Here is a 24,320-nt window from a genome sequence, read left to right as displayed (position 1 = left end):
TCCTTTGCATGGGGGCGCTAGGCGTTCAGCTTAGCGCCTTAAGAGGCAGGTGCAGCGCTGCGCTGCACAGCTGCCAGCAAGGCCGTGGCACTGGCGCCACGGCAATCCACAACCTGTTGGGCCCCGGCGGCCCTGGCCTGCTCGGCAACCCGCGGGCTCGGCACGAACAGCGGCAGACGCGCCACCTGCGGCCAATCGGCGCCGGCCATCTGCTGCAAATGTTCAAAACCCTGCCCACTGCTGACCACCAGGCCATTGAGGCGTTCCGCTTCGATGCGACGCATCAGCGTGCCCGCCGGGTACTCCGGCAGGCAGCGACGATACAGTTCCAGATAATCGACACTAGCACCTTGCTCTGCAAGACGCTCTGCCAGCAGTTCGCGACCTCCCACGCCACGGACGATAAGGACGCGTGGTGTAGGAAGCGCGATAGCGTCGCGCAGGACCGGCAGTGCGAGCAAGGCCTCGCTGTCGTCACCTTGCGTAGGGAAAGTCACCTGAAGACCGGCGGACTGCAGCACTGCAGCCGTTGCTTCACCGACGGTAAACCAGCCGGTTGCCGGAGGCTGCAGGCCGGCGTGCGCGAGTTGCTCAAGCAGCAACCTGGCGGCCGGTTTGCTGACCACGATCATGGCCTGGTAGTGCCCCAGCCCAGCAAGCCGCTGACGCGCCACGTCGCCCAATCGCACAGGCTCGATCGCCAATAAAGGCAGGCAGTTGCTGGCCACGCCGGCGGCTGCCAGGCTCTGCGCCAGTGCCGCGCAGTCCTCTTCAGGCCGGGTCAGCAACAGGCGCCAAGGGCTCACGGGTGCCCGGCCTCGCCATAGACTTCCTTGAGGATGGCCTCGGCGCCTTGGCCGAGCAGGTCTTCGGCAACCTGCACGCCCAACACTTCAGCCGACGCGCGCGGCGCCCGGGCATCGGCCACCAGCAAGGTGCCCCCGCTCGGCTGGCCGACCAGGCCGCGCAGCCACAATTGGTCGCCTTCAAGCACTGCGTAGCAGGCAATCGGCACCTGGCAGCCGCCATTAAGGCGCTTGTTCAGGGCCCGTTCGGCCACCACCCGGTCGGCGGTGTCGAGATGGTGCAGCGGCGCCAGCAGTGCATGGATTTCGCTGTCGGCACTGCGGCATTCGATACCCACTGCGCCTTGGCCGCCCGCGGGCAGGCTGTCATCGACGCTGATGCTGGCGGTGATGCGGTCTTCGAAACCGAGGCGGATCAAGCCGGCGGCGGCGAGGATGATCGCGTCATATTCGCCAGCGTCGAGCTTGGCCAGGCGGGTATTGACGTTGCCCCGCAGGAAGCGGATTTCGAGGTCTGGCCGACGCGCCAGTAACTGGGCCTGGCGGCGCAGGCTGGAGGTGCCGACGATGCTGCCGGCGGGCAAGGCTTTAAGGCTTTCAAAACGGTTGGAAACGAACGCGTCGCGCGGGTCTTCCCGCTCGCAGATGCAGTACAGGCCCAGGCCTTCAGGGAAGTCCATGGGCACGTCTTTCATCGAGTGCACGGCGATGTCGGCTTCGTTGTCCAGCAGGGCGGTTTCCAGTTCCTTGACGAACAGGCCCTTGCCGCCGATTTTCGCCAGCGGCGCATCCAGCAGCTTATCACCGCGGCTGACCATGGGCACCAGGGTCACGATCAGCCCAGGGTGCGCCTGCTCGAGGCGGGCTTTGACGTATTCGGCCTGCCACAGGGCCAAGGCACTTTTACGGGTGGCAATGCGGATTTCGCGAGTGGACATGGAACGCCCCGATGCAGAGAAATGCTGCCGATGATAACAGCTCCGGCGGCATCACCAGCAGATGCGGGTCAATGGCTATGTACGTCCCATGCGCGGCCGTGGGCAGCGGCCGCGCAAAGACGTGGTCAGAGCGTCTGCATCATCTTGCGCACGCCAGCCACATGGCGCCGGCTGACGGTCAGGGCATCGCCGTCCAGGCCTTTGAGAAACAGCTGAAAATGCCCAAGCGGGGTGCGCTGCAGGCGTTCGATACGCTCGCGGGCCACCAGCGCGTTGCGGTGGATACGCACGAAGCGTTCGCCAAATTCGTCTTCCAGGGCCTTGAGGGGCTCATCGAGCAACACCTCACCGCCCTCGTGGCGCAAGGTCACGTATTTGTGGTCAGCGATGAAATAGATAACCTGGGGCAAGGGAATCAGCTCGATGCCCTTTCGCGTTCGCGCACTGATATGGCTGCGCGGGCCGCCGCCTTCATTGGCCGGCCGGGTGAGCGCCGCCAATTGGGCGCGGTTGGGCTTCTCGGCCTTGCGCAGCGCATCGCGCAACGCCTGAGGCTGGAAGGGTTTGGTCACATGGCTGAGGGTGCTGTCCTTGAAAGCCTCTGTGCCGTATTCATCGTCGCCGGTGCAAAACACCACCGAGGGCGGCGCTTCGCGCTCGCACAGGCGAGCAGCGACCTGAAGGCCATCCAGGCCAGGCATGCCGATGTCCAGCAGGACCACATCGGGCTTTAGGCTTTCGATCAGCGCCAGGGCCTCCTCGCCGTTGGTGGCGCTTGGCTCCAGCACGGTATAACCCTCTAGTTCGCCGAGTAGCCTACTGAGGCGTTCACGGCCTTGGGGTTCGTCATCAACGATCAGGACATTCATAATTGCGCTGGATTCCTGAATGAGTCTCGCACAGGTGTAGCGTAGACAAGTGTGGTTCGAGCGACACTGCGTGTCACGCTCTAGACCGGTGCAATGGCCAAAGATTCACTCGGCCGGCAGATTCACTGCCAGTCCTCTGTCCAACTGTAGACGGTCCGTGGAACACTGCCGTTCAATCCTGCAAATCCTTGCTTGCTCGTTTGCCTGCCCATTTGCCGTCATTTCTCTCGACCGGCGTCCTGCGGCAGCCAGCCCAACCCTGCTATTATCGGCGCCACTTTTTCGTTCACGCCTGCAATGAGTGAATCCATGAGCACCGACAAGACCAATCAGTCCTGGGGCGGCCGCTTCAGTGAGCCCGTCGACGCCTTCGTCGCCCGTTTCACCGCTTCGGTCGATTTCGACAAGCGCCTGTACCGCCACGACATCATGGGTTCGATCGCCCACGCCACCATGTTGGCGCAGGTCGGCGTGCTCAGCGATGCCGAGCGCGACACCATCATCGATGGCCTGAAGACCATCCAGGGCGAGATCGAGGCCGGCAACTTCGACTGGCGCGTCGACCTTGAAGACGTGCACATGAACATCGAGGCACGCCTGACCGATCGCATCGGCATCACCGGTAAAAAGCTGCACACCGGCCGCAGCCGCAACGACCAGGTCGCCACCGACATCCGCCTGTGGCTGCGCGACGAGATCGACCTGATCCTGGCCGAAATCACCCGCCTGCAACAGGGCCTGCTAGAGCAGGCAGAGCGTGAAGCCGAGACCATCATGCCCGGCTTCACCCACCTGCAAACCGCCCAGCCGGTCACTTTCGGCCACCACTTGCTGGCCTGGTTCGAAATGCTCAGCCGCGACTACGAGCGCCTGGTCGACTGCCGCAAGCGCACCAACCGCATGCCCCTGGGCAGCGCCGCGCTGGCCGGCACCACCTACCCGATCGACCGCGAGCTCACCTGCAAGCTGCTGGGCTTCGAGGACGTATCGGGCAACTCGCTGGACGGCGTTTCGGACCGTGACTTCGCCATCGAATTCTGCGCTGCCGCGAGCCTGGCGATGATGCACCTGTCGCGCTTCTCCGAAGAGCTGGTGCTGTGGACCAGCGCCCAGTTCCAGTTCATCGACCTGCCTGATCGCTTCTGCACCGGCAGCTCGATCATGCCGCAGAAAAAGAACCCAGACGTGCCAGAGCTGGTACGCGGCAAGAGCGGCCGCGTGTTCGGCGCCCTGATGGGCCTGCTGACCCTGATGAAAGGCCAACCGTTGGCCTACAACAAGGACAACCAGGAAGACAAGGAACCGCTGTTCGACGCCGCCGATACCCTGCGCGACTCGCTGCGTGCCTTTGCCGACATGATCCCGGCCATCAAGCCCAAGCACGCGATCATGCGTGAAGCGGCCCTGCGCGGGTTCTCCACCGCCACTGACCTGGCTGACTACCTGGTACGCCGTGGCCTGCCGTTCCGTGACTGCCACGAAATCGTCGGCCACGCGGTGAAGTATGGCGTGGACACTGGCAAGGACCTGGCCGAGATGAGCCTGGACGAACTGCGCCAGTTCAGCGACCAGATTGAGCAGGACGTGTTCGCTGTGCTGACCCTGGAAGGGTCGGTCAATGCCCGTGACCACATTGGTGGTACCGCACCGGCGCAGGTGCGTGCGGCCGTGGTGCGCGGCCAGGCGCTGCTGGCTTCACGCTAACTGCTTGTTGTAGGAGCAGCCTTGTGCTGCGAAGAGGCCGGTGAAAACACCATGGATCTAAGGTGTTTGCACCGGCCTCTTCGCAGCACAAGGCTGCTCCTACAGGTTCAGCGCTAGCTACAGTTAGCGTTTGCCGCTACGAATCATCTCCATGAAGGCAGGCATCGCCGCCTCCTTGTCTGCCACGATCCGCGCCATGTGCGGGTTCTCGCCCATCAGCTGCAGCAATGCCTTGGCCTCGGGGAAGTCCGCGAGGAAGTCGAGGTTCAGCACCTTCTTGCCCACCGCGTAGGCCAGGTCGACCGAGAAGCAGAACATCAGGTCGGCAATCGTCAGCTGCTCACCCGCCACATAGGGTGCGAAGCGCCCATTGCGCTTGAGCGTGGCGAAGCCGGCCAGCAAGTCGGCACGGGCGCGTTCCTTGATCAACGGCTCCACCGCCATGCCAAAGAAGGATTCGGCATAGCAGGTACGCGCCGGCAGTTCGATGTACAGCTCGATTTCCTTCAGCAGCTCACGCACCTTGGCCTGCTCGAACGGGTCGGTTGGCAATAGTGCCTTGCCGCCTTGGGTCTGCTCGATGTAGTCGAGGATCACACTGGTTTCGCTGATAAAGCCGTGCTCGGTTTCCAGTACCGGTACCTTGCCCCGCGGGCTGACTTCCAGTGCCTTGGGCGCCTGGCCGCCGTAGAAGGTGACCTCCTCGAAAGGCAGGCCTTTTTCCAGCAGCGCCAGCTTGACCATGTTGTAGTAGTTGCTGACCGAGAATCCGTGAAGCTTGAGCATGGGGTAACAGCCTCCAGGCCGTATGGGGATGGCCCGGCTTTTATAGCCCCTGCGCCAGCGCCTGACCAGCGTCATGCACCCGGTCGATGACCGGACATTGCCAGCACAGGCGTGGCAAACTGTATGCCCCATCACAGGAGTACCGCCATGAGCGAGCCCACCGACATCGACAATGACGACGAAGCCTTCGCCGAGGCAACGCTGACACAGGCCATCGAGAACCAGATCGAAAGCGGCGAGCCGCCTGCCGCCAAAGCCACCTTCAACAAGCTCACCCTGGTCGGCTACGCGCGCGAGGACATCCTCAACCTGATGGCCCATGTGTTGGCCTTCGAGATCGACAACATGCTGGTGGAAGACCGCGCCTTCAATAGCGAGTGGTATGAAAACGCCCTGCGCGCCCTGCCCGAGCTGCCACCTGAGATGGATCAAGGCGACGACGAATAACCCGACTACACTCGAAGGTCAGGCACCGATGACGGTGCCGCCATCCTCGTCTGGAAGTCAGGAGTCGCCATGTCCTTTACCCCCGATCTGATCGCCGAACTGGAAGTCCTCGCGCTGTTCAAGCACGACAGCAGCCAGGAAGGCATCAAGATAAACAGCCACGCCTCCCCTGCCCTGATCGCGGCCGCTCAGCGCCTGTTCGAGAAAGGGCTGACCGATCAACCCGATGGTGGCTACCTGACCAGCCTGGGTCATGACGCCGTCGACAGTGTTCAACTGCTGCAGAACATTCTCAAGGCGCCACAACCGGCCTGATCGAACAGGTATACCAGGAGGGCGGCCTTAGCTGGCCGCCGCCCTGCGCTTCTCGGCCAACCGCGAGCGCCCGTACAGGAACACGATGGCCAGCAATGCCACCGCCTGGGCTGCCAGCGAGTAGGCATCGGCATGAATGCCCAGCCAGTCGAACTCGAAGAACGCCACCGGCCGCGTGCCCAGCACCCCGGCCTCTTGCAGTGCCTTGACGCCGTGCCCGGCGAACACCACAGACAGCGCGCACAACAGCGCCGCGTTGATGCTGAAGAACAGCGACAGCGGCAGCTTGGCCGAACCGCGCAAAATCACCCAGGCCAACCCCACCAGCAGCACCAGCGCCGTGGCGCCCCCTGCCAACACCGCCTGATGCCCGGCAGGCCCCGCCTGCAGCCACAGGGTTTCGTAGAACAGGATCACCTCGAACAGCTCGCGGTACACCGAGAAGAACGCCAGCATGGCAAAGCCGAAGCGCCCGCCGCCACTGACCAGGCTGCTCTTGATGTAGTCCTGCCAGGCCGCAGCGTGGCGGCGGTCGTGCATCCATACCCCCAACCACAGCACCATGACCGCAGCAAACAGCGCCGTGCAGCCTTCCAGCAGCTCGCGCTGGGCACCGCCCACGTCGATCACATAAGCCGCCAGGGCCCAGGTGGCAAAGCCGGCAACCAGCGCCAGGCCCCAGCCGATATTGACGCTGCGTACAGCCGACTGCTGGCCGGTGTTGCGCAGGAAGGCCAGGATCGCCGCCAGCACCAGAATCGCTTCAAGGCCTTCACGCAGCAAAATCAACAGCCCGGAAATGTAGCTCAGCGACCAACTCAGGCCATCGCTGCCCAGCAGTTTGGCGGCCTGGCCGAGCTTGGTCTTGGCTTCGGTCAGGCGCTGCTCAGCCTGGGCCACCGGCAAACCATCCTGAAGCGACTGGCGGTAAGCCATGAGGGATTTTTCGGTGTCTTTGCGCGCTTGGGTATCAATGTTGTCCAGCGAGCTTTCCACCAGCTCGAACCCTTCCAGGTACGCGGCCACAGACAGGTCATACGCCTGGTCGTGATCGCCTTCGCGGTAGGCGGCCAGGCTTTTATCCAGGGTGCTGGCGGTGTACTCGAGCAACTGCGCCGGGCCGCGTTTGACCTGCGGCGGCTGGGCACGCTGGGCACGGAACGCGGCCAGCGCACTGGCACCTTCGTTGGCCGCGACTTCAGCCGGGGTCTGGCGGGCAAGGTCGGCCAGGTTCCAGACCTTGTCACCTTTGGCGGCTTCAGGCTGGGCCGTGAAGCTTGCCACATAGGCAGCGACGTCCCAGCGCTGACGCTCATCGAGCTGATCGGCGAACGATGGCATCTCGGTGCCTTCGATGCCCAGGCCAAGGGTGTTGTACAGGTCGAACAGGCTCAACTGGTCAAGCCGCTCGACGCTGCGCAGGTTAGCGGGCGGCGGTTCCAGGCCGACACCGGCCGGGCCATCGCCGGCGCCGGTATCGCCATGGCAGATCGAGCAGTTCTGCGCATACAGCGAGGCCCCGCGGGCCGGGTCCGGGGTAATCACCGGGGCCTGGCTAACCTCGTAGGCCACCGCCAGGCGCGCGCCCAACTGGCGGGCCTGACGGGCAACGGCGGCGCCTTCATGACGCTGCTCAATGGCCTGGCGCAAACCCTCTACGCCCTGCTCCAGTGCCGTTTGCTCAGCATGCGCCGGCAAACCTTTGACCAGTTCGGCCAGTAACGCAGTGAATTCCTGTTGCTCGCGGTATTCACCCTCGTCGATCACCTTGCCATCGCGCACGGTCGGCGGGTAGTCGGCACCGATGTAATCGAGCAGGTGCAAGGCCTTGGCGGCCTCGGCGGGGGCTTCGGCCAGCACCACGGTGCTGCACAGCGCCAGCACTGGGCCAAGCAGTAAAGCAGGCAGCCAGGCAAGCAGACGGGAACGGGTTTTCATGGCCAGTCTCGGAGGGAATGCGAAAGAGAACATTGTTCACTTCCACTCTATTTCTCTCAAGGGTAGCGGGCGGATTTCATGAAAAATCTTGTGACAAACGAACTTCAACCCAGGAGGCGCGTTGATTCTTGTAGAAGGCGTCGAAACTGAGGCGCAGGTATTGTCAGAAAAAAATCGGGGAAAATGCTAAAAATCAGAATTTTCATGGCGCAGTGAGAAAAAACTTGAGGATCAAGCCGATTATGAGGATTTCCGTAAAGTCGAACCCAGTGCGCACAGAGCATTGCATCGAGAGGGCTGCAAGGCAGCCCTGTATTCACTAGACAACTACTGAACAGCCTTGGGCATCCCCCGCTCCATATCGTCGATCAATGCCTTGGCCATCTCGCTGAGAATCCGCGCTGCGCTGCCGGCCACGCGGTCATTCTCCATTTCCGCTTCGGTGGTCAGGTGGCGGATGCAGCCGAGCAGTACGGACAACTGAGAGAAGGCGTGGTTGAAGGGGACGTCAGGTTGCAGGCGGAACAGGTCGAAGGTTTCCTCGCCTGCGGTGGAAGACGCTGTGGGGTCGTCGCGCATTGTGTTGGTCCTCGGCTCAGGCGCTGGCGCGGGTGTGGTCGCACAGGGCGTTGATCATCCGGCACAACAGGCGAATGTTCATGCCCATCGCGTCACGCATCAGGCCAGGGCTGCTGTCTAGCAGGGCGGAGGTGGTCTGCTCCACAGTCAGGGTCAGGGCGCGGATCAGCAGGTCGCACGTTTCGGCGCAGGGAGGGTCTTGGAGCGTGATGAGGGGTGGGTCGAGCAGAAGGAGAGTTGAGGGCGGTGGGTCGGGGACGATTTTTTTCATGGTGGGGCTCCGTATGCGGAAAGAAAAAACTACCGTCCTCCTCGTCTCACGGAATTGGGTGGCAGTCGTGCACGGAGTGAGACCCGGGACATACGGTAACCCCGGCCAGGCCTAAGCCTGCCCGCGCACGACCGCCATGAAGCGGTGCTACCGAATGCAAACCGGGTGTCTCACGCCCGATCGCCTTGCGAGGCGACCCGAGGACATTATTCCTGGGGCATCTCCCCGCCTAGACAGCACCTTCCGACAGGCGCGTAGGATAGTTCGCCTGATAGCGAGAGCTGAAGCATTTGGTTTCAGATTCGGAAACGTCTTACGTATTCGGGGTGTTCGACGTTAGAGGTTCGGCGCCCTCAAGACCGAGCGCCGCCCGCGCGGCGCTTCGCAGCACAAGGCTGCTCCTACATTTTTTTCGGGCCAGTTATTCCTGCCCCATCGGCGCGCGGGCCGTTGGTGCATGGCACGATATCGAATCCTACAAACAAGGCGGTCGCGCGCCGCCTTCACAGGCGTGACTGGCCCGAAAAAAATGTAGGAGCAGCCTTGTGCTGCGAAGCGCCGCGCGGGCGGCGCTCGATCTCATAGGCGCCGCAGCTCTATCGCCAAACACCTTCGCCCCCCAAAACGATCAAGGCGTGCCGCCCCCCTTCCATCCCCCACCCAGCGCCAAAAACACCCCAATCTGCCCCACCGCCACCTGGCTATTCGCCGCCGCCAACTGCGCGCGCATATCGGTATACGTCCGCGTCGCCTGCAAATCCGCCAGGAACGACTCACGCCCAGCCTGGTAATACCGGTGCGTCTGGTCCGCCGCTTCCTTGGCCGACTTCTCTGCCTCGGCCAATGCATCACGCCGGTCGAGCAAGGCGCTGTACTGCGCCAGCCGGGTCTGGGTCTCGCGGATGGCGTTCAACACCACGCCGTCAAAATGCGCCAGCGCCGCTTGGGTCGAGGCTTCGGCCATGCGGATGCGGGCACGGGTGCCGTTGGTGGGGATGGTCCAGCTGATCTGTGGGCCAAAGCCCCAGCGGTTGGTGGAGGGCTCGCCAAGGTTCTCGAGGATACCGATGGTGCCCACCTGGGCGCCGATGCTGATGTCCGGGTACAGCGCGCCCGTGGCCACGCCAATGTATGCGGTGGCGGCCGCCAGTTGGCGCTCGGCCTGGCGCACGTCGGGGCGGCGTTTGAGCAGCGCGGCACCGTCGCCTACCGGGATCAGTTGGGCCAGGTGCGGCAGTTCGGCGCAATCGGCGGTGCCGGCGGGCAACTGCTCGACCGGTTTGGCCAGCAGTGCAGCGAGGGTATACAAGCCCGTCTCGCGCTCGGCCTTGAAGCGTGGCAGCTCAGCGCGCAGGGATTTGAATTGGGTCTGCGAGCGGGTGACCTGGGTTTCGTCGCCACGGCCGGCATCGCGCAGGCGCTGGTTCAGCTTTACGCCTTGCTCCTGCAGGTCCAGCGACTCGCGCGCAATGTGGTACTCCTCGTTGGCCGAGCACACCTGGGTGTAGGCCTTGACCACATCCGCCACCAGGGTGATGCGTGCGGTGTCTGCTGCGGCCTGCACCGCGTCGGCGTTGGCCTTGGCCGCCTCGGTGCCGCGCTTGAATGTGCCCCACAGGTCGAACTGGTAGGAGGCGCTGATGATGGCTTCACCGATATTGGCCACGGGTACCTTCTCGGGCAGCAAAAAGGCCTCGCCAGACTCCTGCAAGCGCTGGGCGCCAGCCTTGATACCACCACTGAAACCGCCCTGCGACTCGGCCACTTCGACCTGGGCGCGAGCCTTGGCGATGTTGGCCGCAGCCACGCGCAGCTCGGTATTGGCGCTCAATGCCTGGCGCACCAGTTGGTTGAGGCGCTGATCCTGATACAGCTGCCACCAGTCTTCGGGCACCGGCGCCGATACCACACTGTCGGCGTCCTGGCGCAGCGGGCCGTTGAGGTCGCTGCGCTGCACGGCCGCGTCTTTCGGCACTTCGTAATCCGGGCCAACCAGGGCACAGGCACCGAGGGACAGGGCCATGCCCACCAGCATCAGGCGTTTCATGGGCGCTTGTCCTCGATGATTGACACCGTGGCCGTGCGCCCGGCGATCATGCGGAAGTCTTCCGGCACTTCGTCGAAGGCGATACGCACCGGAATCCGCTGGGCCAGGCGCACCCAGCTGAACGCCGGGTTGACGTTGGGCAGCAGGTTGGCGCCGCTGCTGCGGTCGCGGTCTTCGATGCCGGCGGCAAAGCTTTGTACGTGGCCGCGCAGGCGGGTGTTGTCGCCCATCACGCGGATGTCCACGGCATCGCCGATGTGAATGCCACCGAGCTTGGTTTCTTCGAAGTAGCCATCGACGTGATACGAGGCGCTGTCGACCACCGACAGTACCGGGCGGCCGGCGGTGACGAATTCGTGGTTACGCGGGGCGCGGTCGTTAAGGTAGCCGTCCACCGGGCTGCGTACCACCGAGCGATCGAGGTTGAGCTGGGCGGTATCGACGGCCACTTGTGCCTCGTTGACCGCCGAGCGGGCGCGGGCTTCGCGGGACTGGCTCTCTTCCAGTTGCTCGGCCGCGACCAGGTTGCCCAGCTTGCGGTTACGGCGCGTCTCGCGGGCAGCCTGGGCCAGGGTTTCCTCGCGCTCGGCGAGGGTCGCCTTGGCCTGGCGCAGGGCCAGGCTGAAGCGGTCTTGGTCGATGGTGAACAGCACGTCGCCGCGCTTGACCACCTGGTTGTCACGCACCTCGACCTTCTGGATCAGCCCGGACACATCCGGGGCGATCTGGATCACATCGGCGCGGATGTGACCGTCGCGGGTCCAGGGGGCGAACAGGTAGTAGCCCACCATCTGCCACACGAGCACGGCGGCGAAACTCACGACCAGCAAGGTCAGGACCACACGGCCCAGGGTCAGCAAAGGTTTTTTCATGGCAGCATCAGGTTTCGGCAAAAGTGGTCGACCGCGCCCAGCATTACGGCGTAGAGGGCAACGTTGAACAAAGCCCGGTGCCAGACCAGGCGGTAAAAATGCAGGCGCACGAGCAAGGCATGCACGCCCAGAAACAGCAGGTAGGTGAACACCATCATCACCAGCAGCGTGGGCAGGAACACCCCGCTGATATCCAGATCACCGATCACAGTGGGGCTCCATCGATGCCGGGGGGCAGTTGCGGTTGTTCGGTCGGCTCGAGCATCACCTCGACCCCAGGCAGCAAGGCCAAGCGCAGGCCACTCAGGGCATGCAGCAGGTGCACGCGGGCATCGCCGCGGTCGTTGTGGTCGTCCAGCGCCAGCCCTTGCCGCGCGCGCTCCATGTTGCGCAGCAACGTGGCCGGTGCGTGCAGGCGTTGGTTGGCGCGCAGGCAAGCGGCGTAGTGGGCGCCGACTTCCTCGATGACCGTGGCTAGGCGCTCACGGGCCTGCGGGTTGGCGCGGGGCATGTAGGCCAGCAGGTCGAGCAGGTTCAGGCCCACGCGCAGGTCACGCAGTGCCACGCCGCTGTCCTGGCCGGTCTGCGACAATCGCGGCAGGTGCTGCATCAGGCGGTCGAGCATCTGTACGCCCACCTGGCGGTGTTCGGCCAGGGTGGCGGGCTGGGTCATCTCGACGATGTCGCGCCAGGCGAAGCGGGTCATGCGCTTGGCTGCCAACTCGACGCCGAACGGGCGCAGCAGCAAGGTCCAGATGAACGCGAACAGCAGCCCCACCGGGCCGGCCAGGTTGGCGTTGATGAAGGTCAGGAAGTCTGCGTCGTACGCGCCCTGGATGCTGATGAAGGTGGCGGTGTTGACGATAGTCAGCAAGGTGCCGAGGTAGAAGCGCGGCTGCACGGTCAGCGTGCCGACGCAGATGAACGGCACGGCGAATGCCAGCACCAGCATCGGGAAGTCGTGCAGGTTGGGCAGCACCAGGAACAGGTAGACGCTGGAGAAGATCACCGACATCAGCGTCCAGAAGAAGAACCGGTAGATCTGCGGCGCCGGGTCGTCCATCGCGGCAAAGAAGCTGCAGGCCACGGCCGCGAGGATGACCGCACTGCCGCCGTCGTTCCAGCCGAGCAAAATCCACAAGCCGCTGGCGACGATGATCGCGGTGACAGTGGAGAACACCGAGTACAGCATCAGGCCCCGGTCGAAGAAGGGCGTGAGGCGGCTCAGGCGCCAGTGGCGGTAAGCGGCGCGCCAGGGCGTGGCGTCGTCCTTGCGCAGGGCGTGCTGGAGGGTGCAGCAGTCTTGCCAGAGGTCGACCCACTCGGTCAGGCGATACAAGGCGTTGGACAGCAACAGGCCGGCGCGCTGGTCCAGTGCGGCGGCGCTGGGTTGCAGGCGGGTGATCTGCTCGTGCAAGGCGGCCCAGGGCGCCAGGGAGGCATCGTCGGCAGTGCCTTTGAGCCACTCGCGGGCCTCGGCCAGCAACGGTTGCAACTGGGCGAACTGCACGGGCGCGCGGCCTTCGAGGGCGACCAGGGCGTCGTCCAGGGCGTCGATCACCGGCAGCAGGTGGATCATCCGCCCACGCAGCTCGCTGGCGTTCTTCAGGGTGTGAGGGCCGGCACCCTCGTGGCCGAGCTGGCCGATCATCATTTCCAGGGTGTTGAACGTGGCCACCATCGAGGCACGCATGCCGCCCACCTTGTCGGCGGCGACGTCACGGGCCAGGTAGGTATCACTGTAGCGGATCGCCTCGGCAAACCAGTTGCCGGTCGAGCCGACCACCACCGGGGCCAGGCGGCGCGGCCAGAAGATTGCACCGACCACGGCCGCGCAGACGATGCCCAGGCAGATTTCCTGAGCCCGCGATGAGGCCACATCGAACACCGCGGTGGGGTTGTCGACCACGGCCAGGGCAATCATCGGTAGCGTGTAGCCCGCCAGCATCAGCACGTAGTTGTTGGCGGTGCGCAGGTTCAGCGAGAGGAACAGCAAGGTGCCGGTCCACAAGGCGATGGCGACGCTCAGCAACAGCGGCGATTGCACCAAGGGTGGCACCAGGAATATCGCCCCGCCGGCCCCGAGCAAGGTGCCCAGGGCGCGGTACAGGGCCTTGGAACTGGTCGGGCCGACGAACGGGCTGGAGACGATGTAGACGGTCGCCATCGCCCAGTACGGGCGCGGCAGCTGCATGAGCAGGGCAATGTACAGGGCGATCATCGACGCGGCGAAGGTGCGCACGCCGTAGAACCAATCGCGGGCTGGGGGGACCGAGCTGAAGAATCCGTTCATGCTGCCCCGCCGGGTGTGCCGAGGCCGGCGGCTTCGAACGCGCGCAGCACGCGCAAGGCGGCCTCAAGGTCAGCTTGGTCGATGCCCTGCAGCACCTCACGGCGCAAGCGCACCAGCTCGGCTTCGATGGATTCGGCCAAGGCGCGGCCTTCGGCGGTCAGGCTCAGGGCCTTGGCGCGGCGGTCGAGAGGGTCCTCGCTGCGGCACACCAGCCCGGCTTTGCACAGCTGGTCGAGCAGGCGTACCAGCGACGGGCTTTCGAGGCCAGCGGCCTGGGCCACCGCCACCTGATGCACACCGTCGCCCAGGCGCACGATCATCAACAGCGGCGCGGCGCAGGCTTCAGAAATGCCATAGCCAGTCAGGGCCGCGTGGCAGATGCGCCGCCAATGGCGAGCGGCAACCACCATGCCGCTGCTGACTTGCAGGCGCAGGAGATCAAGGGTCATGAAGGGAACCAAGGATATTCATAGTTTGCTAACTATCAATATACGCCTCGCCCTCCCCCTGTCGTCAACCGTGGGCGACGGGTAGCGTGGGTGAAATTCTGTTCATGCGTGGTCTCTAGGCCATGCGCGCTCTGTGTGTAGGAGCGGCCTTGCGTCGCGAAAGGGCTGCGAAGCAGCCCCAGCAATATCTGCAGAGACGATAGAATCTGGGGCTGCTTCGCAGCCCTTTCGCGACGCAAGGCCGCTCCTACACGGGACTGCGTTGCGCCCTGAATTAGCTATAACGATCAGGGCTGGACCTGGTCTTCCAGCTTCATCGTCAGCGCCAGCGTGCTGCCCATCTGCACGGCCCGGTCGCGCCAGTCGAGGTAACGCGCGCGGTCGCGGCTGCTGAAGTGCACCGCCAGCTCCTCGGCCGCCTGCATCACCCCTGCCGCAGCCGCCAGCTCAAGCCAATAAAGCGCGCCTTTGATATCAGCCTCCACATACAGGCCATGCATCAGCCGGTACCCCACCTCGAACCGGCACCGCGCTTCGCCCCGCTGGGCACCGCGCAAAAACCATTGGTAGGCCTGTATCAGGTCGACCTGCCAGTCCAGGTCGCCATCGCACACTTCTTCTTCATACAAGTCACCGAGTGCGGCAGCAGCATGCAACATGCCGCGGTCAAACGCCTGCCGATAACACTCGGCCGCCTGCACGTAGGAGGTTTCGATGCCTTTGCCGAAGTAATGCTGCTGGCCCAGGTTGAACCAGGCCGCGGCGTTACCCTGCAAGGCCGCCATGCGCAACAGGTGGCCGGCCAGCACGGTGTCGGCACGCCAGTACTTGCCATTGAGCCAGATCCAGCCGAGGTCATTCAGTGCGGCCACGCTGCCTTGCAGCGCTTGGCGGCGCAGGTCGGCGTACACACCCTGCAAATCGCTGGCCTCGTCCAGGCGGCTGACCAGCAACGACCGCTGGCTGGGCAGCCCGACCCCGGCAAACAGCCGATGACGCCTCCCGGCAGGGGCTGGCGGGGCGATGACCCGCTCTGGCAGAAGACGGGCAAGCAGCGAATGGATATTGCTGGCAGCAGACATGTTCATCCTCATTGAACGACACACAACCTCGACCTCGGCTGTGATGAGGCGTGATTCTGCGTGACGTCACGACAAAACCTGTCGCGAACGATTCGGCACGAGGCAACCAAATGCGACTTCCTTGATCTGAGCAGGCTGTGGCCAATTGCCATGCCCCGCTCGTGCCGCCATCCTATTGCGGCAAGCCTAGACAAGGACGTTATCTTTTGCCGTTCGCCACCACTCGCGCCACCCTCAGTCGTCAGTGGGCGCTGCTGCGCCAACTGCCCAGCCGCTCCCCAGGCATCACCAGCGCCGAGTTGGTGTGGCGCCTGCGTGATGTGGGGTTCAATGTCAGCAAACGCACGGTTGAGCGCGACCTCAACGAGTTGTCGCTGATTTTTCCGCTGGAGCGCAATGACAAGAGCATACCGTTCGGCTGGCACTGGTCGTCGAGTGCCGTGGGCGAGCTGCGCGGCAATTTCGACTTGCTGACGTACTTGCGCGGTGATGCGCTGCAGCCGGCCCAAGGCGAGGGGGTAGAGCTGGTGGCGCGGGTCAGTGATGCCTTGGCGCGGCAGTTGCGCGAGGCGCCGTTGAGCAGCGACATGCAGCTGACGGCGCTGGAGCATGGGCATCGGTTGCGGGCCACGGTAAGCGATGGCTGGCCGCTGCGTTGGTGGCTGCTGAGCCAGGGGGATGGGGTGGTGGTTGAGCAACCAGAGGGGTTGCGCGAAGAGATTGGCAAGATGCTGAGCAATGCGGCGGCTCAGTACCAGAATCCATAGCCTGTATCGGCCTCTTCGCGGGCAAGCCCGCTCCCACAAGGTCATCACCCACCTTGAAGGCGTGCAGCCCCTGTGGGAGCGGGCTTGCCCGCGAAGAGGCCGGGGCAGGCTTACTGGCTAGCGCTGCATCCCCCACCGCCGCACGGTCAGCCGCTCCAGGGTGTTGAACACCAACCCCTCGACCAGCAAACCAATCAGGATCACCACCGCCAACCCGGCAAACACCTTGTCGGTGTACAGCTCGTTGCGGTTCTGGAAGATGTACCAACCCAGCCCGCCCTTGCCGCTGCTGGCGCCAAACACCAGTTCGGCGGCAATCAAGGTGCGCCAGGCAAACGCCCAGCCGATCTTCAAGCCCGACAGAATCGACGGCAAGGCCGCCGGCACCAGGATGTACAGCACCAGGCGCAGGCCCTTGAGGCCATAGTTGCGACCGGCCATGCGCAACGTCTCGGACACCCCGAGAAAGCCCGCATACGTATTCAGCGCCAGCGCCCATAGCACCGAGTGCACCAGCACGAAGATCAGGCTGTTGTCGCCCAGGCCGAACCACAACAGCGCCAGCGGCAGCAAGGCGATTGCCGGCAAGGGGTTGAACATGGAGGTCAAGGTGCCCAGCAGGTCACGGCCAAGCTGGGTCGACACCGCCAGGCTGGTCAAGCCGAACGCCAGCACAATACCCAGCACATAGCCCTTGAGCAGGATCACCAGCGACACGCCGACCTTGGCGGGCAACTCGCCACTGAGCAGGCCGTCCCACAGCGCAGCAGAGGTTTGCAGAAAGCTTGGCAGCAGCAGGTCGTTGCCTTGATAGCGGGCCACGGCCTCCCACAGCGCGGCGATCACCACCAGGATGACAGCCTTGCGCAGCCAGCCTTGCTGCCACAAGCGCTGGGCTAAGGGCAGTTGGCGTTCCAGAGGCACACTGAGCAGCGGCTCCAGCTGCACCTCGTATTCCTGACGTACAGGTGTAGTGGTCATGGCTGAAGCTCCTGTCAGTAGGCGATACGGATATCGTTGAAGCCAAGGTCGTCGGCCTGCTCGGGCGTGTCCGCCTCATCGAACAACAGGCGATGGATACGCCGGGCACTGGCCTGGAAATCGGCGGCGCCCAGGCTGCCAAGGTCGTACTGATGGCTGTGTACCTCGGCCCGTACCCGGCCTGGGTGCGGCGACAGCAGCAAGATGCGGTTGCCGACCACCAGCGCTTCTTCGATGGAGTGGGTCACGAACAGCAGGGTAAAGCGCACCTCTTCCCACAGCAGCAGCAGCTCTTCCTGCATCTTGCGCCGGGTCAGCGCGTCCAGCGCGGCGAACGGCTCGTCCATCAGCAGGATCTTCGGCTGGGTGGCCAAGGCCCGGGCAATCGCCACGCGCGCCTTCATGCCGCCAGAAAGGGTGTGTGGGTAGGCATCGGCAAAGGCGGCCAGGCCGACTTTGTCCAGGTAGTGCAGCGCCCGGTCCTCGGCCTCGGCACGCTTGAGCTGGCCCGATACCAGCAAAGGGAACATGACGTTCTGCTTTACCGTCTTCCAGGGTGGCAACTGGTCGAACTCTTGAAACACCACGATGCGGTCAGGGCCGGGGCCTTTGACGGGCTGGCCCTGCAGCAGAATCTGCCCTTCCTGGGGCTCGATGAACCCGGCCACGGCCTTGAGCAAGGTGGACTTGCCGCAGCCCGAAGGCCCCAGCAAGACGAAACGGTCGGCGCGGTCGACTTCGAAACTGACCTGGTGGGTGGCCCGCACCACGCGTTGCGCGGTGCGGTATTCGAGGCTGAGGTTATCCACCGTTAGCAGCGGTGGCGTGGCGACACGGCTCAGGTTGCTGGCCGCGTGGCCTGGCAATGGGGCGGTCATGATCGATCAGCTCCCTTGCAACGGGCGTTCATCCTGGAAGAAGTAATCCTTCCACGACTCCGGCTTGTGCTTGATGGCGCCAACCCGATACAGGAAATCCGCCAGTTTGTAGGTGTTCTTCGGCGTTACCGTGAACTCGTACTGCGGGTTGTCGATCAGCTTGATCAGCACATCGCGGTCGATCTTGGCCTTGGTCACGCGGATGTACGTGTCAGCAGCGGCCGCCTTGTCCTTCTGGGCGAAGTCTGCGGCCTCGGCCAGGGCGTCGACGAAGGCTTTGTAGGTCTTGGGGTTGTCCGTGCGGAATTTTTCAGTGGCGAACAACAGGGTCGGCGAGTTGGGGCCAAGCAGGTCGTAGCTGTTGAGCACAACGTGTACATCCTTGTTGGCCAACGCCTGGTCCTGGAACGGCGGGTTTGAGAAGTGCCCGTTCAGTTCGGTGCCACCGGCGATCAGCGCGGCCGTGGCATCGGGGTGCGGTACGGCCAGGGTGTACTTGTCGAGGCGGTTGTATTCCTTGTCGCCCCACTGCTGGGCGGCGGCGTACTGCAGGAAGCGCGACTGCACGGAGACGCCCACGGCTGGCACGGCGATGCGGTCTTTCTCGGAGATGTCAGCGATGGTCTTCACATTCGGGTTGCTGCTGACCAGGTAATACGGGAAGTTGCCAAGCGAGGCGACCGCCTTCACGTTCTGCCGGCCTTTGGTGCGGTCCCAGACGGTCAGCAGCGGGCCAACGCCAGCACCGGCGATATCCACCGAGCCGGACAACAGCGCATCGTTGATGGCCGCGCCGCCCGAGAGCTGGGCCCAGTCGACTTCAATGTCGACGCCCTGTTCTTTACCGTGTTTTTCGATCAGGTGCTGGTCACGCACCACGTTCAACAACAAGTAGACGATGCCGAATTGTTCCGCGATGCGGATTTTGCCTTCGGCCTGGGCCACGGCGGGGGCCGCCAGGCTGCCGACGACCAGGCTCGCGCCCAGGCCAATGCTTGCCGCCAGGCGGCTGATGGATTTACGCATGGTGTGTTTCCTCAGTCGTCAGAACGGGGCATCGCCCTGGATGGTGGTGCGATAGAGCTTGCGCCGCAGGTGCGCGGGGCAGCCGGTGGCGAGGTGGATCAGCGAACGGTTGTCCCAGAACACCAAGTCGTGGGGCTGCCACTGATGGCGGTAGATGTTCTGCTCGAGCACGCTCAGGGCATACAGCTGCTGCAGCACGTCGCGGCTTTCGTCGTCCGGCAGGCCGACGATGCGGGTGGTGAAGCCTTCGCTGACGAACAGCGCCTTGCGGCCGTTTTCCGGGTGGGTGCGTACCACCGGGTGGATCACTTCCTGCACCTGGGCCAATTGCTCGGCGCTGAGGGCCGGGCGCCAGTTGCCTTCGAACTTGGTCTCGGCATACCGGGCCGTGTAGGAATGGGCCGCGTCGCGGCCGGCGATTACCTTGCGCAGGGCTTCGGGCACGGCGTCCCAGGCTTTGTGCATATCGGCGAACAGCGTATCGCCGCCCTCGCTGGGCAGCTCCTGGGCATGCAGCATCGAACCCAGGCTGGGGAGCTCTTTATACGACAGGTCCGAATGCCAGAACTTGCCAGCATCGCCCAGGCCGACGTTGCGACCGTCTTCGACGATGTTGGAAACGATCAGGATTTCGGGGTGCCCGGTCAGCAGGAACTGCTTGAGCACATGAATCTGCAGCTCGCCGAAACGGCGGCTGAAGCTGATCTGTTGCTCCGGGGTGATGCGCTGGTCGCGGAACACCAGTACAGGGTGATCGAGGTGGGCGCGATGAATTTGGGTGAAATCCTCGGCGTTGACCGGTCGGGTCAGGTCCAGGCCGATGATCTCGGCACCGACGGCACCGGAGAACGGGCGGATTTCAAAGTTTTGCGGCTGGGCGCTGTCGATGGACGACAAGGCGTTCGAGGCGGCGGACATGGTTCACTCCCACGCAGTGCGCGACGTCAAAGGCGCGCAACGATCAGAAACGCACGGGGATTTCCCGTGTGGGTTCAAGTCGTGCGGCGCATCGATTGGTCGACGGGTACGCAGTGGGAGCAACTATAAAGTCATAAGAAAGATATTTTAAATATCTTTAATGAATAACCATATCACTGTAGATCGGGGCTGATCCGGGGTCAGATCAACCCGCCCTGCTCTTCTTCATCGATCAGGTTGTTCAGGCTGCCCAGCGCCTTGCGCGCCTTGGAACGGTTAAGCAGCTTGGCCTGCGCCCCGGCCGGCAGGTCGGTGATGCTGAACACACCCTTGGCGGTCAGCACATCGATCAAGTCCTCAAGCACGCGGATCATGTCCAGATCACTTTGCTTGAGCTCTTTGAGGCTGTTTTCCACTTCGTCGTCGGCAAACCATTCCTGAACGTCGGCATGGTCAGCAGGGAGTATTTCGGTGAATTCGTCAAAAGAGGCTGCTTCTACCCGCAGCAACTGGCCGCTAGCGTTGCGTTGCACGTAGAACATGGCGGTGTCCCTCGTCACGTTGGTTCCTTGTTGGTAGACAGCAGCATAGGCAAAGATTCCCGGGCACGCAGGCCCGGCGCACGAGTATGCGCTGTCAGGGGAAGGCAGGAAAGAGCCGGCACCTACCCGGGCGGTCTTCTCGACCGCCCGGGTAGGCTGGGCATCAGCTGTCTTTGTTATCGATACGGATGGTCGGGTCGCCACCGCTGATCAACGAGTTGATCGAGGTATTGGACCAGTTGACCCCTTCCAGCTTGATCGTCACATCGGCGTTGGCCAGGCCACCGGTGGCGTTGAGCTTGCCCTCGCTGCTGACCTGCAGCGTCGAGGTGCCGTCCACCGTGGTGATCTTCAGGTAGTTGTCGATGGTGCTGCCCTTCTCGAACTGAAGCAGATCCTTCAGATCGATACGGTCACCCTCGGCCACCTTGAAGTCCTTGATCACGTCGTTGCCGACATCGCCCGACTTCCACACGAAGGTGTCCGCACCGCTACCGCCGATCAGGATGTCATCGCCTTGGCCACCGATCAGGATGTCCTTGCCGGTACCGCCCAACAGGATGTCGTTACCTTTGCCACCATCGAGCGTGTCATCGCCACCTTGGCCGAAGAGGATGTCGTTGCCATTGCCGCCCGACAGGAAATCCTTGCCGTCGTTGGCACCGGAGATATCGAACTCGGTGTAGTGCTCGGTGATGTACTGGTGGACATTGTTGGTGGTGATGGCACTGGCCTCGACACCGCTCTTCTGCGCAACGTACGCCTGCAGGGCTTGGTAGCCCTCGCTGACGACACCGTTGAGGGTGATCAGGTCACCGAAGATGATGTCGTTGCCGTTGCCGCCATCGACCTTGTCGGCGCCTGGCAGGGTCGCCTCGGAATGCCCGAGGATCGCGCTGGCCAGGTTGGATGGGTCGATATTGGCCTGCGGCTTGCCGGCGCTGTCGTATGGCTTCAGGTCAGTCAGGCTGACATCGCTGTTCAAACCAATTGCCTGAACCTTGCTTACACCGTTAGTCCCACCCAAGAGGGCGAAGCTGGCAGATGTGTTGCTCGCCGAATCCGCGTAGTTCCAGGAATCGGCATAACCGGTACCGCCCAGGCCGGAGAACTCGTAGGTGCCATCCCCTTGAGCATGAATCGTCCCGATCGTGCGGGTGGAATCAAGCACCAGGTTGCCCCAACGGTTTTCTGTGTAGGTCAGCACTTTGAGGCTGCCTTCGCTATTGATTTCAACTTTGTGCGTTGCGTCGGCCCAGACACTGAAGGTCTCACCCACCTTGTAGTTGTTGACGTTGACTACGTCATCCAGGTACTTGCCGCCGCTCCACAGGCGGTAGTTGGTCGTTTCATTGGTCTGGTAATAGGTCGGCTTACCGTCGGTGATGAAGTAGGTCAGGTTCTCTGCACCGCTGTTACCGGTAGCCATGGTGCTCTTGAAGAAGTTGGCCGTGGTTTTGAACACATCCTCATAGTTGGTACCACCGCCGTAGCTTGAACCACCCACCATCGAGTCCAGCACCGCCTGAAGCTTGGTCAGTGCGTCGGTATCGGCAAGATTGACCGCCACGTTCTTGTTTACCTGGGTATCGAAGTCGGCGATGAAGATATTCACCGTCCCCGAAGTATCAGCGCCCAGGCTGGCTTTCAGCGTCTGGAACACCGATGCCAACTGCGCCTTGGCCGCAGCGACGGACTGGGTGCTCATACTGCCCGAGCTGTCGACCATGAAGGCAATGTTGTAGTTCTTGCCCGCAACCACGTTCAAGCCAGCCACGTCGGCGACGATGATGTCGTTGCCTTCGCTGCCATTGATGGTGTCATCGCCCGAAGTGCCCACCGTCGCCTTGTAGGTGGCGCCGTAGACAGTGACCGGAATCTTGCCGGTGATGCTGTCCGAACCGCCGAGGCTTTCGGTGGCCGTGGAGGTGACGGTGATGTCGAACGTGCCTTTGTAGTAGGTCGGCGGGGTCAGGGTCAGGCCGCTGAGTTTCCAGCCTGTCACGTCCACCGGCGTACCGCCGACAGTCACGGTGTGGCCCGCGCCATCGCTCAGCACAGTCCCTTTCGGAATGCCGCTGAGGGTCACGCTCAAGGTCTCGGAACCATCGGTGTCGGTCAGGCCGGTGCTGATACCGACCAGCTTGACCGAGCCACCTTCCGGCCCTTCGTTGAGCTTGTAGCCGTCGTAGTAGCTCTGGCCATTGACGGTGTGCAGGTCGGACACGCCCAGGCCAGCGTTGGCCATCTCGGTCACGTTCTGGTACATCGGGATGTTGCTGCTGCTCAGGTCGGTGACGGCACCGGAGCCCGCCTGAATGTTCAGGTCATAGCTACCAGGGCCTGATTGGTTGGCGTGGTAAACCTCGATCGGGTAGTAACCGCTGGACGTTGGGGTGAAGGTGCCAGAAATCTGGCCACCCGCGCCCCAGGTCGCAGTTACCACGGTCTTGCCACCAATGGTGACCACCAGGCTGTCATCGGCGATGCCGCTGAAGGTGTAGGTCTTACCGGCTTCCAGGAACAGCAGACCCGACGTCTTCGAACCGGTGCCAGCGGTGACGCTGCCATCGGACTGCACGTTGGTGGTGGTCGCGCTGGAGGTAGCACTGCCGGAGTTGGCGAAGACCGTTTTCAGCGCATCGCCAGTGATGCCGTTGCCGTCGGTACCCAGCCCTTTGAGGGTGGTCCAGACTTCCTTGGTCAGGCCTTTGGACGCGACATCGGTACTGCCAATCGTCAGGGTCGGTTTGTCGGCCACCGGGCTGATGTCGACCTTCATGGTCACTTCGCTGCCCAGGTTGGTGCCGTCGTTCGGCGTGTACTTGAACTGCGCGTAGTCAGCCTGTTTGTTGCCGACGCCCGAGCCGCCATAGCCGTCGGTGCCCGACTCGTTCGCCTTCGGCACGAACTTCAGGTAGTTGCTGGTGATGTCGGCCTGGCTGACGACCTGGCCTGCTTTCACATCGACCCACGCGGTGCCGTTGTAGAACTTCAGGCTACCGTCGACCGGCAGCGAGGTGATGGTCACGAACAGGCCGGTGTTGCCATCGGCATCGGTGACCTTGAAGTCGTTCCAGGTGAACAGGTAGTCGGTGTCTTCCACGCCATTGACCGCGCCGCCAGTCGAAACCGGCAGGTGGTCGTTGTCGAGGATGTTGGTGGTGACACTCGCCTTGGTGCTATCGACCTGCAGGTTTTCGAAGTTGCCACCGGTGGCAGCGCCGATGGTCACGGTGAAGTTCTCGGTACCTTCAACCAGCTTGTCGTCGATGGTCTTGATATCGAACGTGACGCTGCTGCTGTTGGTCGGGATCTTCACGGTGGTGACCGCGGTGTAGTCCTGGCCGTTAGCGGTGCCGCTGTAGGTCAGGGTAACGGTGACTTCCGCCTTAGCCGGGTTGCTCAGGGTCAGGGTGTATTTGCCGGTTTCACCTTCGGTCAACGAGGTGGTACCGGTGATACCGATGGTGGTCACATCGCCCTGGTTGCCAGTGCCTGGGGTGCCGACACCTGGCTCGTCGTTGACCACGGTGGTGGCCGTGGTCTTGTCCAGGGTCAGTTGCTCGAACTTGCTGGCACCCGCGCCGCCGACGGACTGCAGCGCCAGGCCGACAGAGGTCTGGCCGATATAGACATCATCCGGCGCAGCCACGTTGACGAAGCCTGTTGCACTGTTGGCCGGCACGTTGATGACGGTTTTGCCGTCGCTCAAGGTGAAGGTCAGGGCGCCGTGGTTGTTGATCGGCAGGCCATCTTTGCTGGTCAGAGTAACGGTGTAGGTGATCACACCGCCTTCGGTGACCGAAGGC

General features: G+C 63.2%; 23 protein-coding genes. 4 read left to right on the top strand and 19 right to left on the bottom strand.

What is annotated here, in order from left to right:
- Nucleotides 1–38 precede the first annotated feature (38 nt).
- From GIB19_RS16480 to GIB19_RS16470, 3 genes are all read right to left on the bottom strand, one after another.
- A complete protein-coding gene (locus GIB19_RS16480; protein ID WP_099428041.1) occupies nucleotides 39–806 on the bottom strand; it encodes a uroporphyrinogen-III synthase in 768 nt (255 codons plus the stop codon).
- A complete protein-coding gene (hemC, locus tag GIB19_RS16475) occupies nucleotides 803–1,744 on the bottom strand; it encodes a hydroxymethylbilane synthase (protein WP_274887226.1) in 942 nt (313 codons plus the stop codon). Before hemC ends, GIB19_RS16480 begins: the two co-directional genes overlap by 4 nt.
- Before the next feature lie 125 nt (nucleotides 1,745–1,869).
- A complete protein-coding gene (locus GIB19_RS16470) occupies nucleotides 1,870–2,613 on the bottom strand; it encodes a LytR/AlgR family response regulator transcription factor (RefSeq protein WP_027595125.1) in 744 nt (247 codons plus the stop codon).
- Nucleotides 2,614–2,922: 309 nt separating this feature from the next.
- Here GIB19_RS16470 and argH point away from each other — a divergent pair, with 309 nt between their 5' ends.
- Nucleotides 2,923–4,317 (top strand): argininosuccinate lyase, encoded by a 1,395-nt coding sequence (argH, locus tag GIB19_RS16465; protein ID WP_027595124.1) that lies wholly within the window; start codon nucleotides 2,923–2,925, stop codon nucleotides 4,315–4,317.
- Between the two features lie 123 nt (nucleotides 4,318–4,440).
- Here the strand turns inward: argH and GIB19_RS16460 are convergent, their stop codons facing one another.
- The gene (locus tag GIB19_RS16460) at nucleotides 4,441–5,103 is read right to left on the bottom strand and encodes a glutathione S-transferase (RefSeq protein WP_085273898.1); all 663 of its coding nucleotides are present in this window, start codon (nucleotides 5,101–5,103) and stop codon (nucleotides 4,441–4,443) included.
- Between the two features lie 147 nt (nucleotides 5,104–5,250).
- Here GIB19_RS16460 and GIB19_RS16455 point away from each other — a divergent pair, with 147 nt between their 5' ends.
- The gene (locus GIB19_RS16455; RefSeq protein ID WP_027595122.1) at nucleotides 5,251–5,550 is read left to right on the top strand and encodes a hypothetical protein; all 300 of its coding nucleotides are present in this window, start codon (nucleotides 5,251–5,253) and stop codon (nucleotides 5,548–5,550) included.
- A gap of 69 nt (nucleotides 5,551–5,619) precedes the next feature.
- Nucleotides 5,620–5,865 (top strand): TIGR02647 family protein, encoded by a 246-nt coding sequence (locus GIB19_RS16450; protein ID WP_027595121.1) that lies wholly within the window; start codon nucleotides 5,620–5,622, stop codon nucleotides 5,863–5,865.
- 27 nt (nucleotides 5,866–5,892) lie between these two features.
- Here the strand turns inward: GIB19_RS16450 and GIB19_RS16445 are convergent, their stop codons facing one another.
- The 9 genes from GIB19_RS16445 to GIB19_RS16405 all read right to left on the bottom strand — a co-directional run bounded on the left by GIB19_RS16445 (nucleotide 5,893) and on the right by GIB19_RS16405 (nucleotide 15,396).
- Complete coding sequence (locus GIB19_RS16445; protein WP_274887225.1) at nucleotides 5,893–7,836, bottom strand: cytochrome c/FTR1 family iron permease; 1,944 nt, start codon at nucleotides 7,834–7,836, stop codon at nucleotides 5,893–5,895.
- Between the two features lie 294 nt (nucleotides 7,837–8,130).
- The gene (locus tag GIB19_RS16440) at nucleotides 8,131–8,382 is read right to left on the bottom strand and encodes a DUF3077 domain-containing protein (RefSeq protein ID WP_274887224.1); all 252 of its coding nucleotides are present in this window, start codon (nucleotides 8,380–8,382) and stop codon (nucleotides 8,131–8,133) included.
- Between the two features lie 16 nt (nucleotides 8,383–8,398).
- Complete coding sequence (locus tag GIB19_RS16435) at nucleotides 8,399–8,653, bottom strand: hypothetical protein (RefSeq protein WP_274887223.1); 255 nt, start codon at nucleotides 8,651–8,653, stop codon at nucleotides 8,399–8,401.
- Nucleotides 8,654–9,281: 628 nt separating this feature from the next.
- Nucleotides 9,282–10,700, bottom strand: a complete 1,419-nt coding sequence (locus GIB19_RS16430; protein ID WP_027595116.1) for an efflux transporter outer membrane subunit — start codon at nucleotides 10,698–10,700, stop codon at nucleotides 9,282–9,284.
- A complete protein-coding gene (locus tag GIB19_RS16425; RefSeq protein ID WP_099428035.1) occupies nucleotides 10,697–11,572 on the bottom strand; it encodes an efflux RND transporter periplasmic adaptor subunit in 876 nt (291 codons plus the stop codon). The genes GIB19_RS16430 and GIB19_RS16425 overlap by 4 nt, the downstream gene beginning before the upstream one ends.
- Nucleotides 11,569–11,781 (bottom strand): DUF1656 domain-containing protein, encoded by a 213-nt coding sequence (locus GIB19_RS16420; protein ID WP_027595114.1) that lies wholly within the window; start codon nucleotides 11,779–11,781, stop codon nucleotides 11,569–11,571. Before GIB19_RS16420 ends, GIB19_RS16425 begins: the two co-directional genes overlap by 4 nt.
- The gene (locus GIB19_RS16415) at nucleotides 11,778–13,865 is read right to left on the bottom strand and encodes an FUSC family protein (protein WP_027595113.1); all 2,088 of its coding nucleotides are present in this window, start codon (nucleotides 13,863–13,865) and stop codon (nucleotides 11,778–11,780) included. Before GIB19_RS16415 ends, GIB19_RS16420 begins: the two co-directional genes overlap by 4 nt.
- Nucleotides 13,862–14,314: a MarR family winged helix-turn-helix transcriptional regulator gene (locus tag GIB19_RS16410; protein ID WP_085273902.1), complete on the bottom strand. Its 453-nt coding sequence runs from the start codon at nucleotides 14,312–14,314 to the stop codon at nucleotides 13,862–13,864. Before GIB19_RS16410 ends, GIB19_RS16415 begins: the two co-directional genes overlap by 4 nt.
- 287 nt (nucleotides 14,315–14,601) lie before the next feature.
- Nucleotides 14,602–15,396 carry a tetratricopeptide repeat protein gene (locus GIB19_RS16405; RefSeq protein ID WP_085273903.1) on the bottom strand — a complete coding sequence of 265 codons (795 nt, stop codon included), beginning with the start codon at nucleotides 15,394–15,396 and terminating at the stop codon, nucleotides 14,602–14,604.
- 206 nt (nucleotides 15,397–15,602) lie between these two features.
- Here GIB19_RS16405 and GIB19_RS16400 point away from each other — a divergent pair, with 206 nt between their 5' ends.
- Nucleotides 15,603–16,163: a WYL domain-containing protein gene (locus tag GIB19_RS16400; RefSeq protein WP_027595110.1), complete on the top strand. Its 561-nt coding sequence runs from the start codon at nucleotides 15,603–15,605 to the stop codon at nucleotides 16,161–16,163.
- Between the two features lie 117 nt (nucleotides 16,164–16,280).
- Here GIB19_RS16400 and GIB19_RS16395 read toward each other — a convergent pair whose 3' ends face one another.
- From GIB19_RS16395 to GIB19_RS16370, 6 genes are all read right to left on the bottom strand, one after another.
- A complete protein-coding gene (locus tag GIB19_RS16395) occupies nucleotides 16,281–17,144 on the bottom strand; it encodes an ABC transporter permease (protein WP_274887222.1) in 864 nt (287 codons plus the stop codon).
- 14 nt (nucleotides 17,145–17,158) lie between these two features.
- Complete coding sequence (locus GIB19_RS16390) at nucleotides 17,159–18,022, bottom strand: ABC transporter ATP-binding protein (RefSeq protein ID WP_265970040.1); 864 nt, start codon at nucleotides 18,020–18,022, stop codon at nucleotides 17,159–17,161.
- A 6-nt stretch (nucleotides 18,023–18,028) separates the two neighbouring features.
- Nucleotides 18,029–19,048, bottom strand: a complete 1,020-nt coding sequence (locus GIB19_RS16385; RefSeq protein WP_085273906.1) for an ABC transporter substrate-binding protein — start codon at nucleotides 19,046–19,048, stop codon at nucleotides 18,029–18,031.
- Between the two features lie 18 nt (nucleotides 19,049–19,066).
- Nucleotides 19,067–19,966, bottom strand: coding sequence for a TauD/TfdA dioxygenase family protein (locus tag GIB19_RS16380; RefSeq protein WP_274887221.1), 900 nt, complete (start codon nucleotides 19,964–19,966; stop codon nucleotides 19,067–19,069).
- 200 nt (nucleotides 19,967–20,166) lie between these two features.
- Nucleotides 20,167–20,508 carry a hypothetical protein gene (locus GIB19_RS16375; protein ID WP_027595105.1) on the bottom strand — a complete coding sequence of 114 codons (342 nt, stop codon included), beginning with the start codon at nucleotides 20,506–20,508 and terminating at the stop codon, nucleotides 20,167–20,169.
- A gap of 163 nt (nucleotides 20,509–20,671) precedes the next feature.
- A partial coding sequence (locus GIB19_RS16370; RefSeq protein ID WP_274887220.1) for an immunoglobulin-like domain-containing protein occupies nucleotides 20,672–24,320 on the bottom strand: 3,649 nt, incomplete at its 5' end.

It is taken from the genome of Pseudomonas sp. ITEM 17296 (genome assembly GCF_028895205.1).
In the GTDB taxonomy this organism is placed as follows: domain Bacteria; phylum Pseudomonadota; class Gammaproteobacteria; order Pseudomonadales; family Pseudomonadaceae; genus Aquipseudomonas; species Aquipseudomonas kermanshahensis.
The sequence above is the reverse complement of the archived record's forward strand: the minus strand, read 5'-3'. Positions and strand labels throughout refer to the sequence as shown.